This window comes from Mesorhizobium sp. ZC-5 (genome assembly GCF_025753855.1).
Lineage (GTDB): Bacteria > Pseudomonadota > Alphaproteobacteria > Rhizobiales > Rhizobiaceae > Neomesorhizobium.
In genome coordinates, this window is the sequence record NZ_JAOWPT010000004.1 from 238,129 (window position 1) to 249,647 (window position 11,519).

Annotated in this window: 12 protein-coding genes; 7 read left to right on the top strand and 5 right to left on the bottom strand. The window is 62.0% G+C overall.

Translation table 11 applies throughout. The features are described 5' to 3' along the window. The first annotated feature begins 21 nt into the window (after nucleotides 1–21). Nucleotides 22–1,053: a purine-nucleoside phosphorylase gene (locus OHD58_RS13335; protein WP_263803849.1), complete on the top strand. Its 1,032-nt coding sequence runs from the start codon at nucleotides 22–24 to the stop codon at nucleotides 1,051–1,053. A gap of 45 nt (nucleotides 1,054–1,098) precedes the next feature. On the opposite strand, the gene OHD58_RS13340 is transcribed toward OHD58_RS13335, so the two are convergent. Together OHD58_RS13340 and OHD58_RS13345 are read right to left on the bottom strand one after the other, a co-directional pair. After that, the gene (locus OHD58_RS13340) at nucleotides 1,099–1,917 is read right to left on the bottom strand and encodes a phosphate/phosphite/phosphonate ABC transporter substrate-binding protein (protein ID WP_263803850.1); all 819 of its coding nucleotides are present in this window, start codon (nucleotides 1,915–1,917) and stop codon (nucleotides 1,099–1,101) included. Nucleotides 1,918–1,963: 46 nt separating this feature from the next. Continuing rightward, nucleotides 1,964–2,980 carry a fatty acid desaturase gene (locus OHD58_RS13345; RefSeq protein WP_263803851.1) on the bottom strand — a complete coding sequence of 339 codons (1,017 nt, stop codon included), beginning with the start codon at nucleotides 2,978–2,980 and terminating at the stop codon, nucleotides 1,964–1,966. 226 nt (nucleotides 2,981–3,206) lie between these two features. Here OHD58_RS13345 and OHD58_RS13350 point away from each other — a divergent pair, with 226 nt between their 5' ends. The 3 genes from OHD58_RS13350 to bmt all read left to right on the top strand — a co-directional run bounded on the left by OHD58_RS13350 (nucleotide 3,207) and on the right by bmt (nucleotide 5,893). Next, entirely contained in the window at nucleotides 3,207–4,064 is an 858-nt protein-coding gene (locus OHD58_RS13350; RefSeq protein ID WP_263803852.1) for a helix-turn-helix domain-containing protein, read from the top strand. A gap of 114 nt (nucleotides 4,065–4,178) precedes the next feature. Further along, nucleotides 4,179–4,778 (top strand): urea carboxylase-associated family protein, encoded by a 600-nt coding sequence (locus tag OHD58_RS13355; RefSeq protein WP_263803853.1) that lies wholly within the window; start codon nucleotides 4,179–4,181, stop codon nucleotides 4,776–4,778. A 95-nt stretch (nucleotides 4,779–4,873) separates the two neighbouring features. After that, nucleotides 4,874–5,893, top strand: a complete 1,020-nt coding sequence (bmt, locus tag OHD58_RS13360) for a betaine--homocysteine S-methyltransferase (RefSeq protein ID WP_263803854.1) — start codon at nucleotides 4,874–4,876, stop codon at nucleotides 5,891–5,893. Between the two features lie 14 nt (nucleotides 5,894–5,907). Here the strand turns inward: bmt and OHD58_RS13365 are convergent, their stop codons facing one another. Next, complete coding sequence (locus OHD58_RS13365; RefSeq protein WP_263803855.1) at nucleotides 5,908–6,309, bottom strand: hypothetical protein; 402 nt, start codon at nucleotides 6,307–6,309, stop codon at nucleotides 5,908–5,910. A 193-nt stretch (nucleotides 6,310–6,502) separates the two neighbouring features. Between OHD58_RS13365 and OHD58_RS13370 the strand changes: the two genes are divergently transcribed. Beyond that, complete coding sequence (locus OHD58_RS13370) at nucleotides 6,503–7,045, top strand: hypothetical protein (protein WP_263803856.1); 543 nt, start codon at nucleotides 6,503–6,505, stop codon at nucleotides 7,043–7,045. 64 nt (nucleotides 7,046–7,109) lie between these two features. Here the strand turns inward: OHD58_RS13370 and OHD58_RS13375 are convergent, their stop codons facing one another. Both OHD58_RS13375 and OHD58_RS13380 read right to left on the bottom strand, forming a co-directional pair. Then, on the bottom strand, nucleotides 7,110–9,188 hold the full coding sequence (locus OHD58_RS13375) for a vWA domain-containing protein (RefSeq protein WP_263803857.1): 2,079 nt from the start codon (nucleotides 9,186–9,188) through the stop codon (nucleotides 7,110–7,112). 2 nt (nucleotides 9,189–9,190) lie between these two features. Then, entirely contained in the window at nucleotides 9,191–9,751 is a 561-nt protein-coding gene (locus OHD58_RS13380) for an RNA polymerase sigma factor (RefSeq protein ID WP_263804219.1), read from the bottom strand. Between the two features lie 414 nt (nucleotides 9,752–10,165). Between OHD58_RS13380 and OHD58_RS13385 the strand changes: the two genes are divergently transcribed. Both OHD58_RS13385 and OHD58_RS13390 read left to right on the top strand, forming a co-directional pair. Next, complete coding sequence (locus OHD58_RS13385; RefSeq protein ID WP_263803858.1) at nucleotides 10,166–10,951, top strand: SH3 domain-containing protein; 786 nt, start codon at nucleotides 10,166–10,168, stop codon at nucleotides 10,949–10,951. A gap of 132 nt (nucleotides 10,952–11,083) precedes the next feature. Then, entirely contained in the window at nucleotides 11,084–11,461 is a 378-nt protein-coding gene (locus tag OHD58_RS13390) for a hypothetical protein (RefSeq protein WP_263803859.1), read from the top strand. Nucleotides 11,462–11,519: the final 58 nt, after the last annotated feature.

Below are 11,519 nucleotides of genomic sequence, written 5' to 3' on the forward strand. Positions count from 1 at the left end.
CCTCCCCGGATCGAGCCACACATGACACATGTTTTCCGCATCAGTCTTTCCGCCGCTGCCTTTGCCGCTGGCCTCGCCTGGACGGCACCGGCAGCTCTTTCTCAAGAAACCCTGGCGCCGAAGGTGCTGGTCATCACCATGTTCGGAGGCGAGGCAAAACCCTGGCTTGAGGGCCGCAAGCTCGACACCAAGGTCGAGGTGCCCGGCCTGTCAAAGGAATATCCCGAGGTCGCATGCGATGCCGCTGGGCTATGCGTGATGACGACGGCGATGGGCTTTGCCAACGCGGCAAGCTCAGTTTCGGCGGTCCTCCAAAGCGGTCTTTTCGACCTTGAGCAGAGCTATATCCTGATCGCCGGCATCGCCGGCGTTGACCCGGCTGACGGCACGCTTGGTTCGGCGCATTGGGCGCGCTTCGCGGTCGATGCGGGACTGCGCCATGAAATCGATCCGCGCCAGATCCCAGCCGACTGGCCGGACGGCGTCGTCGCGCTTGGCGCCAAGCGCCCGGGCGAAAAGCCCGGCTGGGGCGCCGGAACCGAAATCTACAGGCTAAACGAACAGCTCGCGAACAAGGCGTTGGCATTGACCGGAAATGTCGAACTCGTCGACAGCGACGAGGCAAAGGCCTATCGCGCCGCCTATAAAACCGCGCCCGCCAACGCCGCGCCCGCCGTCAGCATCTGCGACACGCTGTCGGCCGACACCTACTGGCACGGATCGATCACTGCGAAGAGCATGGGCGAGTGGGTGTCGCTACTGACCGACGGAGCTGGCAACTACTGCACCACCCAGATGGAAGACAACGCCACCCTCACCGCCCTGCGGCGCGGTGCCGATGCCGGGCTGCTGCAGTTCGACCGCATCGCGCTTCTGCGCACTGCTTCGAACTTCGATCGCGAACCCGAGGGCATGACCGCCGCCGATTCGCTCAGCGCCAAGTCGGGCGGGTTCGGTCCGGCGACCGCCAATGCCTATCGGGTCGGCTCGAAATTTGCCGACGCCGTGATCAATGACTGGGCCAAGTGGGAAAAGGGCGTACCGACGGAGTAGGCTGGAAGAGCGTGAGGCGGGCTCTGGAGCCCGCCTGCGGGCCGCTTAATCCGCCAGGACTTCGGTTTCGAATGCGGCAGCAACTGCCCTGCGCAGCTTAGCCAGCAGCGCCTGCGGCGTTCCTTTTGCCGTGATGTAGGGCAGCCCCTTGCGCCGTGCTGTCCAGCCGACTACCCGAACCTTTGCCGCCGCTGGCTCGAAGCGCCGGGCAAGCGCCCAACTGCGGCAGTCTATGGCGGCGATATCCACCCTGCCTTCGGCAACCGCAACAATCGAGGACCGGTGGCCCTCACTGGCAACGCGCCCGGAAAAGATGTCGAGGTTTTCGCCGACTGCCTCCAGGTCGCGCGTCAGGGCGATGATGCCCGACATGGAATCGAGGCTGTTGTAGGCAAAACGCTTGCCGCGGATGCGGTCGAACGGGATGGCGGGAACGCCATCGCCGGGCGCCGGCACGTCGGCGATGTCCGTCCGCATCACCAGCGCGCTCGAATAGAGTGCGCCCTGCCCGCCGTCGAACGCATCGTAATTGGGCTGGCCGATGACCTCCACGTGTTCGGCAAGCCCAAGCTCCATCGGCCCCCAGCAGGTCTGGGTAAACAGCATTTGCGGATGCAGCCACAGCGCATGGAAATCGAGTTCTTCAGGCGGCAGCGTCGCCGGGTCGGGCGCGAGCAGATTGCCTTCGGCATCGCGGATGCCGCCAGGAACCGGCGGCAGGTCGGCATTCCGCCGCGCCAGCCGTTGCGGAGCGTCGATGCCGGAAGTCCGCAGGAGGTTGCGCAACCGCGCCCACTCGGCATCCGTCTCGGCGCGCGCCTCCGGCCAGTCATACATGGGAAGGGCGACGATGAATTCGTTCATGCCGCCACATCAGGAAATTGCATGGAAGAATGCAAGTGACGACAGATCACTCTTTTGGCGGTTCGGCCGGAACCGGCATCGTGCCGGCGCCATAGGTCGAGGCGCCGCCACGCATCCGTGGGCGAAACGCACGGCCTGCTTCCGGCGTGCGCCGCAACACCGGATGCACCACCGGTTCCTTTGCCCGGAAAGCAAAATTCTTCAGCAGCGCGAAATAATTCGGGAATACGTAGCCGTTGTTCATCCGCACCCACTCGTCGCGCCGTTCGCGGAAGAGTTTCGGCAGCTTGTACCAGGCAACCGTCGGGCTCTTGTGGTGGACGAAGTGCAGATTGTTGTTGAGGAACAGCAGCGACAGCGGCGTACGCTCGACGATGATCGTTCGGCCCTCGGGATTCTCCGACCACTGATGTTCGGCGAACGTCCGGATGGCGATGATCGACTGCCCGAACCAGACCGGCCCCAGCAGATAGAGCCAGAGCGGCATGCCGAAGCCGTAGGTCACGACCGGAATAACAACCGCCAGCCCCGCCGCGTGCATCAGCCATGCCTTTCGGATCGCCGGGTCGCCCTTTGCGATAAGTTTCGCATCGTCGATGAAGAAGCCGACGACCGAGAGCCATGGCCCAAGGAAGAACCGCCCGACCATAGTGTTGTTGACGCGCAGCAGGAGCTTCATCGCCGCCGGCAGTTCTTCGTGCTGCCACAGCGCCTGGTAATAGCTTTCGGGATCGTCGAGCGGATCGGTCAGCCGTTCATCGGCATGATGACAAAGATGGATGGTCTTGAAGCGCCGGAACGGCCAGACGACACCGATCGGCAGGAATACGAAAGCCTCGTTGACCCGCGCGTTGCGCGTTGGATGCCCGTGGAGGACTTCATGCACCAGCGAAGATTGCAGGGCTACGGTCAAAACCAGGAGCGCGAGGGCGATGATTGGATAGTGCGGCCACAGAAAAAAGCCGGTCAATGCCCAAGCGACATAGCAAGCTATGATCAAGATTACCGTCGGCCACTCGATTTTCGGCGTGCCGCTCCGCCTTTTGTCTGCTTTCGATGCCATATGTCCTCAACGATTATTCGAATCGTTGGAACTCCCACGAGCTCCTGACATGACGCTGTCAGCAAGCGACCGCAGATTCAACGCGACAATGCGCTCGAAGTGTTGATATTGCGCATGTTAAGCCGCAAATGTTATGTTTAGTAAACAGGCCTGGGATTCATTTACGCCGGATTGCGTGAAATGGCAGATCCGGCGAAAATTTTTCCCGGATCGAAGGATTGATGCGATGGACAAACGCGACCTCTCTGTATTGTTTCGGGAGCGGCTGAAAGTCCTGCTTATCCGATCCGGCGCCAACCAGTCGGCATTCGCCGCCACGGTTGGCATCGATCGATCCGCACTCTCGCAATTGCTTGCCGGGACGTCGACGCGCCTGCCCCGCGCCGAAACGCTGCTCAACATCGCCGCCGAACACAAGGTATCGCTCGACTGGTTGCTCGGTCTCAGCCAGGATGAGGGCCTGACCGGCGAAATCCGCGCCAGCTTCGAGATCGAGGAAGGCCTTGGCGGCTACGACCGGACGTTGCTCGCCAAATGGCATGCGGAAGCGGCCGGCACCAAGATCCGTTACGTGCCCGCCGGCATTCCCGACCTTCTGCGCACCGACGCGCTGATCGACTACGAATCGGACATTTCCAACCGCAGCCGCGAAGCGCAGGCCGGTGAAACGCAATACCGTATCGACTACAATCGGCGGCCCGAGACCGACATGGAAGTCTGCATGCCACGCCACACGCTGGAGATCTTCGCGCGTGGGCTGGGTGTCTGGTCGGGTTTTCCCGAAGAGGCGCGGCGCGAGCAATTGAGCCACATGGCACGGCTGCTAGATGACCTTTATCCGACCTTCCGGCTGTTTCTCTATGACGGGCGCCTGCGCTATTCCGTGCCCTATACCATCTTCGGCTCGCTACGCGCCGCGATATATGTCGGCGACATGTATCTGGTGCTGAACGCCACCCAACCGGTGCGCACGCTGACCCGGCATTTCGACCACCTGATCCGTGCTGCCGAGATCAATGCGCACGAAGCGGCCGGGTTTGCACGCGAACTCGCCGGCGTGTCGTTTGACGGTGGCGGAATTTGATCCGACGGTCGACACAAGCAACCGCTGGCCTGCCGTTTTAGCGGTCCGAGACACGTTTGCCGCGGGTTTAGCGGATGCTAGCCTGCCGTCCCAAGATTGATAATGAGGACTGACATGCCAACCCATATCGTCGTCCCGCCACAATCAGGCCGGTCGTTCCGTGTATCGCAAGGTGACTTGATCCGCGTGGTCGACCCGAAGGGCCAGCAGGTCGCCGATCTCTGGGCGTTCTCGACCGAGGGCAGGCTGGACTGGCTGAGCACGTCGCAGACCCGCGACATCGGCGAGCGGCTTTTCCCCGCCGTCGGAGAGAGTTTCTACAGCACGTCCGGTGCGCCGATCCTGACGCTGGTCGCGGACGATTCGCCCGGTCCCCACGACATGCTCTATCCCGCCTGCAACAACGCCCTCTACGAGCGCGCCGGCTTCCACGGCCATCCCAACTGCCAGGACAATCTGCATAAGGCGCTGGCGCTCGAAGGCATCACCCTTCCCTTCACCCCGGATCCCGTCGACCTGTTCCAGAATTCGTTGCCGCAGCCGGATGGCCGGCTTGATGTCCATGCATCGATCAACCCACCCGGCGGCTCGGTGACGCTGCGCGCCGAGCGCGATCTGCTTCTGGTGGTCACCGCCTGCTCCGTCGACTACTACGTGACCAACGGCGGCATCTGCACCGAGATCGAGGTCGAAATCACAACCGGTGCCAGGTAGGCGAAAGACACAACTGTCTCGCGCACAGCTTCATTGACTAGACATAAAGACTTGCTTATATCGTTATCCATTCTCAAGCTGTGAAAGCCATTTCGATGACGACCAATCCGATTGATGCCCTGCTGGCCGAAAAGGGTGTCCTGCTTGCCGACGGCGCCACCGGGACCAATCTATTCGCCATGGGCCTGGAAGCAGGCGAAGCTCCGGAACTGCTGAACGACACGGCGCCGGACAAGATCACCGCGCTGCACCAGAATTTCGTCGATGCCGGCGCCGACATCATCCTGACCAACTCGTTCGGCGGCACCCGCCACCGGCTGAAGCTGCATCATGCCCAGGACCGCGTGCATGAACTGAACAAGCGCGCCGCCGAAATCGCCCGCGCCGTCGCCGACAAGGCTGGCCGCAAGGTTATCGTCGCCGGGTCGGTCGGCCCGACCGGCGAACTGCTGGTGCCGCTCGGCGCGATGACCTACGAAGACGCCGTCGACGCCTTTGCCGACCAGATCGAGGGTCTGAAGGCCGGCGGCGCGGAAGTCGCCTGGATCGAAACGATGTCGGCGCCGGACGAGATTCGTGCGGCGGCCGAAGCGGCCATCCGCGTCGGGTTGCCCTACACGTATACCGGCTCTTTCGACACTGCTGGCCGCACCATGATGGGCCTATTGCCGAAGGACATCCACGGCGTTGCCGATGGCCTTGCCGAAGCGCCGGTCGGCGTCGGCGCCAATTGCGGCGTTGGCGCGTCCGATATCCTGGCGTCGCTGCTCGACATGACGGAAGCAAAACCCGAAGCGACTGTAATCGTGAAGGGCAATTGCGGCATTCCGGAATTCCGCGGCACCGAAATCCACTACTCCGGCACGCCGGAACTGATGGCCGATTATGTCCGCCTCGCGATCGATGGCGGTGCCAGAATCATCGGCGGTTGCTGCGGCACCTCGTTCGCGCACCTTGCCGCCATGCGGCAGGCGCTTGACGTACATAGCAAGGCTGAACGCCCGACGGTCGAGGCAATCGTCGAGCGCATCGGGCCGCTGCGCAACAAGCAGGCTACCGCCAACACTGCGGAAACCAGTGACGCGCGGCGCGAACGCCGCCGCGCCCGAGGCTGACAGGCTGAACAGAACTATTCGTTGTTTTCTTCGTAGAGCGAGCGTGCCGATCTGAAGTCGACGCTGGTGCCTTCAGGGGCGCCGCGCATCATCATGATCGCCTCGGACGAGCGGACATCGGAAATCTGCTCCAGCGCGAGACGGAAGCGTTCATTCTTCAGCGCGGACAAGGCAGTCCTGTGCGCATCGGCAACATCGTTCTTCATCGTTCGGGCCGGCGTCTCGATGCTGGACTGCCGCTCCGGCACGCCGCTTGCAGATTGTTGTACCGGTTTGGGTGAGACATAGACATAACTGCTACGGCCTGACGGTTGCGGTACTGGGGAGACCTGCGACCCGTCGTCGGCTAATCCTGCGGACCGGGCTGTCGTGCGAACGTCCGAGTTCAGACCCGACGTCAGGCCAGCAAGCCGCATTTTCGTCCCCCAATGGATTTCTCACATACAGTCTTAGCAACACGTCATTGCGATCGGGTTCAACAACTGTCCGGCATTTGATGAAAATGGAGCTCCAAGACGGCGACCGACTCGAGACAAGTTTAGGGTTTCCGCCAAGGGAATCTTCTCGAGCCGCATGGCAGGTACACCGCAACCTGCCTTCGGATCTGCCATGCACCTCCCCGGCTTTCTGATCGGACTTGTACTTGTTGCCGCTTGCGTGCTTCCCGCACGAGCCGTGGAGGTCTCGTTCTCGACGCCGCGCACCTCCCCTGAACTGACAGCCACCCTGGCGATCGGCCAGCCGTTCTATGTCGAGATCGTCTACACGAGTGACCGCGAGATGCGGTTCCAGGCGCAAGCCTTTCGCGATGGCGAGTTCGTCGAAACCGGGCAGACGATCAACGCACGTCTGCCCCAACCGACTGGCAAGGGCTCAGCGCTGGTCTGGGTCAAATTTCGCGAAGCCGCTGTTGTGGACGAAATCCGTGTCATCGCCTTCGATGCGATGAAGAAGCCGCTGGCGGTCCGCTCGCTGAAGGCGAATCTACGCTGGAAGGACGATCTTGTTGCAGATGCGGACCAACCCGGCTGGGTGGCCTCCCTGCAGGAAGAGCAGGCCAGGATCGATGGCCTTCGCGAGCAAACGACCAACGGCAACAGTGGCATTGTGGACCGGTTCTTCGGACTGCTTTCAGGTTTTGTCGGCGGCTAAGGGGTTGCCGGGAGGACAGGCAGGATCTACCGCTCGCCCTTCCGGCCGGTCTTCACGTCAGAGCCTAGCGGTTTGAGCCATCCAGCGCCGAGGCAAGCCGCAGCAGCGAGAGGAATTCGGCTCGATAGCCGAACGGGTCTGTCCCGCGCGCTGCCGTAGCGATTTCGGCAATCCGGTCGTAGTTGATGGCGGCAACCTGGTCGGTGCCGCGCAGCTTCTGGCCGAAGGCCGCCACCGCCACCGAGAAGCGCTGGTCGTTGCTTGCCGCATCGAAGCTGCCGACTTCATTGGCCGAGGTCACCGGCGTGGTGATCAGCTTGGAGACATCGCCGTCCGGCGCCTTGTAGCGGATCTTCACGAAAGCATATTCATCGGCGTTGGCGATACCGGACGGATTGTCGGTTTTCGCCTGTCCATACCGCAGATCGTCGATCACCGTCGCCGGACTGCCTTTCGGCGTGATCTCGTAGATCGCCGTCACCGAATGACCGGAGCCGATCTCGCCTGCATCGACGCGGTCGTTGTTGAAATCCTCCCGGTTCAGAGCACGGGTCTCATAACCGATCAGCCGGTATTCCGAGACTTTCTGCGGATTGAACTCGACCTGGATCTTCACATCCTTGGCGATCGGGAACAGCGTCGACGACGCATCCTGCACCAGCACCTTCTCGGCCTCGGCGAGCGTGTCGATATAGGCGGCAGTGCCGTTGCCGTTCTGCGCGATGGTCTGCATCATCTGGTCATTGAGGTTGCCGCGGCCGAACCCGAACACCGAGAGGAACACGCCCGACTTGCGCTTTTCCTCGATGATGCGCTTCAGATCGTCGTCGTCCGACTGGCCGACATTGAAATCGCCGTCGGTCGCCAGCATCACCCGGTTGACCCCATCCTTGACAAAGGACTTTTCGGCAAGCCGGTAGGCCTCGCGGATACCGGCTTCCCCGGCGGTCGAACCGCCCGGGCTGAGTGTGTCGACCGCGTTCAGGATCTTTTCACGTTCGGATGCCTTGGTCGGCTCGAGGACCGTGCCTGCGTTGCCGGCATAGGTGACGATCGAGACGGTGTCGTCCGGACCAAGCTTGCTGACCAGCAGCCGGAAAGCGGACTTGAGCAACGGCAGCTTGTCCGGCTCGTCCATCGAGCCCGACACATCGAGCAGGAAGACCAGGTTGGCCTTCGGCTTCTCCGCCGGCTTCACGTCATAGCCCTTGATGGCGACATGCATCAGCTTGGTGTTGTCGTTCCACGGCGTTGGCATGACGGTGACCGTCGAATTGAACGGCGTCGCTGCATCATCCGGCCCCTTCCAGTCGTAGGGGAAATAATTGATCATCTCCTCGACGCGCACCGTATCGGCCTGCGGCAGGAAACCTTCCTTCAGCGAGCGCCGCACGAAGGAATAGGAAGCGGTATCGACGTCAATGGAGAAGGTCGAAACCGGATCTTCCAGCGCCAATTTCACGGGATTGGTCTTGAAATCCTCGATGCGATCGCGGTTTTCCTCATCGACCTGCATAGGATCGGCAGGTGCGGGCAACGGCGCCGTCACCTGGTCGGCCATTTGTTTGTTGGCCACGCTCGGCAGGAATGCACGACCCCGCGCCGCATCCATCGGCGCAGGCGCAACGGCAGCAGCGCCACCGGCTGCACCGATCTCCTGGCGCGCTTCCGCGGTGGCTACCGGCGCCTCCGCCTTGGGCGCCGATTCTGGCTCGGCGGGAAGCGTCGTCACATCGCGCGACGAGGTATCCTGGCGTGGCTGGCTATCCGCGTCGGTCTTTTTCTTCGCGAGCAGGTCCGTCGGCTTTTCGGCGGGCGCATCGGTTTCGCTGATCCGCTTTTCCGGCGCCACCGCGAACGGTGACTCTTCCAGCAGATAGAACGTGGCATAACCCGCGATCGGCAGCGCGACGAGGCCGGCAATCGCCGGTGTAGCAATGAGTTTCTTTTGCATGATCTCACTCCAGAGCTTTGTTGCTCGTTCGGTGAGACGAAGGCCGGGTTGCGTTCCTTGGGCAGGAGCCTGATTTTTTTCGAGAACGAAGGACTGGCGTGCGGCCTCCAAGGCGCGGGCCTTGGCTTCCGCGCGCGGCGCCGGCACCGGGCTCTTCCTCAGGATGTCGAATTCGTCTTCTTCAGCCATGATCACACTTCCCCGGCCTGGCGCATGAGCACCTTCAGCCGTTTTTTCGCTTCATGGATGTGCCAGGAAACCGTCGCCTCCGCCGACCCCATCGCATCGGCCGCCGCCGCATGGCTGAGGCCCTCGCCATAAACCAACAGAACAGCCTCGCGCTGCTTGTCCGGCAACAGCCGCACCGCGGCCCACAGCGCTTCAGCCGGATCATCGGGTTCCGGCTCGATCGCGCCGGAGACCAGCGCGTGGACGCCATAAGCCTCGGTCTTTGCGCTATCCCGCCGCGTCCTGCGCGCAAAATCGCGCGCGGCATTCAGCGTCAACGTATAAAGCCAGCTGGAAAACGCCGCATTGCCCTTAAAACTCAGGATGGCGCGGCCGAGCCTTATGCAGACTTCCTGCGCGATGTCCTCGGCATCGACCCGCCTCCCGCACCAGCGATAGGCGACGCGGTAGACGAAATCATAGTGCCGCTCGACCAGTTTGCCGAACGCCGTCTCGTCACCGTCGCGCGCCTGTCCGATAAGTTGACTGTCGGAAGCGTCGCTTTCTTCCAGCATCATTGCCATCATCAACATGTGAGACGTGGCGATTGTGGCGTTCCTTGGGGTGACGCCGAAGAATATTTCGCGGGTCGCGCCGCAGCGGCCGGTTTACCCAAAAGTAAACAAAGCCTTGCCAAAGCCATAATCCGCATCCAAGCTAATTGATTGAGGGAAACACGGACTGGGCAATCCGTCTGTTTCCGCGCACTGGATAAGTCGGCGACCAGCCTGAGGGGCATGGACTTGGTCTGGTCGGGACGTTGTTACGGCGTGGAGAGTTCTGCATTGCAAGGCCTGTTCGGGCGAAAACCTGCAAGACCGCCGGAGCGTCGTGCGCGAACGCAATGGCACGCGCCTGAAAACCAGCCGCTCCACCTCGGAAGTGGCAACCCCTTACACTTAAACGTTAAACCGCAGGCGATGACGACCGGAATAGGCTTGCTCGCATTGCTCTGCGTGGGTGTGCTCGCAGCAATCATCGTCGACCAGACTGCAAGCTCGCAGGCCGAGGCAGAACCGCAGGCGATGGCTCAGCCAGCTCCCAAACCCGTCGAAGCCAAGGTTTCGCAAGAAGCCGAAAGCCCAAAACCGGAGCTTCAGTCCGCCGAGCAGAAGAACGAACCCGCAGCGCCTTCACCTGTGGCCACGGCGGTAAATTCACCAGCTCCGGTGGCGCCCGCTCCGCCGACAGCGGCAACTCAACCGAAACTCGCAGCCTCCGTGGCTCCGCCCGCACCCGATCCAATTCCCGCGGTTATCCCGGCCGACGATCCGCGCTGGGCTCGCGCTGCAGCAGACAACGCCGCGGCTGTCGCGGCGTTGAACAAGCAGGTTCCTCCCCCGCTTGCCTCGACAATACCGGCCGTCACCGCCTTCGCCGAAAGCGGACCTGAGATCGGTGGCGAAAAAATCCCGATCCCGACGGCGAAACCCACCGGTGACCCGGTCGTCACCGCGGCCATCGCCGGCAGTGCGGTCAATCGGCCTGTACCGGTGCCGAGCGATCCTGCCTTGGCCTCGTCCGACGAGGACGCAAAACCCAAAGCCGCTCGCCAGGGAAAGATCAGGACGGCGGTCAACATGCGCTCCCGCCCCGCTGATGAAGGCTCCGTGATCACCGTCGTGCCAGCCAATGCGACCGTCGGTGTCGTCGGTTGCAAATCATGGTGCGAGATCGTCTTCAAGAACCGCCGCGGCTTTGTCTACAAGGGTTTCGTCAGGTAGACGCCAGCTTCGCAATCATCCAAATTCGGCATTTCCCGCAGATTTTGCGGAATAAACGCCTCCGCACTGGCGTTGATCTGGCAGACGCTGGCCGTTTTCGGTCCTTTCGCGTCCAACCCAGGGAGACATGCCATGAAGACAACCCTATTCGCGTTGAGCGCATTGCTGATCGGGACCTGCGGCGCCCTTGCCGAAGAACCCGCCAAGACGATGGATAGTTCGGCGGGCAAGATTTACACCGACGCGAACGGCATGGCCCTTTACACCTTCGACAAGGACGAGGCCGGCAAGTCGAACTGCTACGACAAATGCGCCACCAACTGGCCGCCGTTCATGGCCGCCGCCGACGCCAAGGCGGAAGGCGAGTGGACGATCGTCGATCGCACTGACGGTTCCAAGATGTGGGCCTATGAAGGCAAGCCGCTCTACCTTTACATCGATGACAAAAAATCCGGCGACGTGACCGGCGAAGGCAAGGGCGGCGTCTGGCATCTCGCCAAGGCCGAATAGCCGGCACACCCGAATAATTCCATGACGGAGGCTGTCCATCAGGCGGCCTCCTGCCTCG

Coding starts and splice junctions, on each gene's coding strand:
- OHD58_RS13380 (WP_263804219.1), bottom strand. CDS start 9,751: ATGGCAATGATGCTGGAAGAAAGCGACGCTTCCGACAGTCAACTTATC.
- OHD58_RS13355 (WP_263803853.1), top strand. CDS start 4,179: ATGCCAACCCATATCGTCGTCCCGCCACAATCAGGCCGGTCGTTCCGT.
- OHD58_RS13370 (WP_263803856.1), top strand. CDS start 6,503: ATGCACCTCCCCGGCTTTCTGATCGGACTTGTACTTGTTGCCGCTTGC.
- OHD58_RS13350 (WP_263803852.1), top strand. CDS start 3,207: ATGGACAAACGCGACCTCTCTGTATTGTTTCGGGAGCGGCTGAAAGTC.
- OHD58_RS13335 (WP_263803849.1), top strand. CDS start 22: ATGACACATGTTTTCCGCATCAGTCTTTCCGCCGCTGCCTTTGCCGCT.
- OHD58_RS13365 (WP_263803855.1), bottom strand. CDS start 6,309: ATGCGGCTTGCTGGCCTGACGTCGGGTCTGAACTCGGACGTTCGCACG.
- OHD58_RS13375 (WP_263803857.1), bottom strand. CDS start 9,188: ATGGCTGAAGAAGACGAATTCGACATCCTGAGGAAGAGCCCGGTGCCG.
- bmt (WP_263803854.1), top strand. CDS start 4,874: ATGACGACCAATCCGATTGATGCCCTGCTGGCCGAAAAGGGTGTCCTG.
- OHD58_RS13390 (WP_263803859.1), top strand. CDS start 11,084: ATGAAGACAACCCTATTCGCGTTGAGCGCATTGCTGATCGGGACCTGC.
- OHD58_RS13340 (WP_263803850.1), bottom strand. CDS start 1,917: ATGAACGAATTCATCGTCGCCCTTCCCATGTATGACTGGCCGGAGGCG.
- OHD58_RS13345 (WP_263803851.1), bottom strand. CDS start 2,980: ATGGCATCGAAAGCAGACAAAAGGCGGAGCGGCACGCCGAAAATCGAG.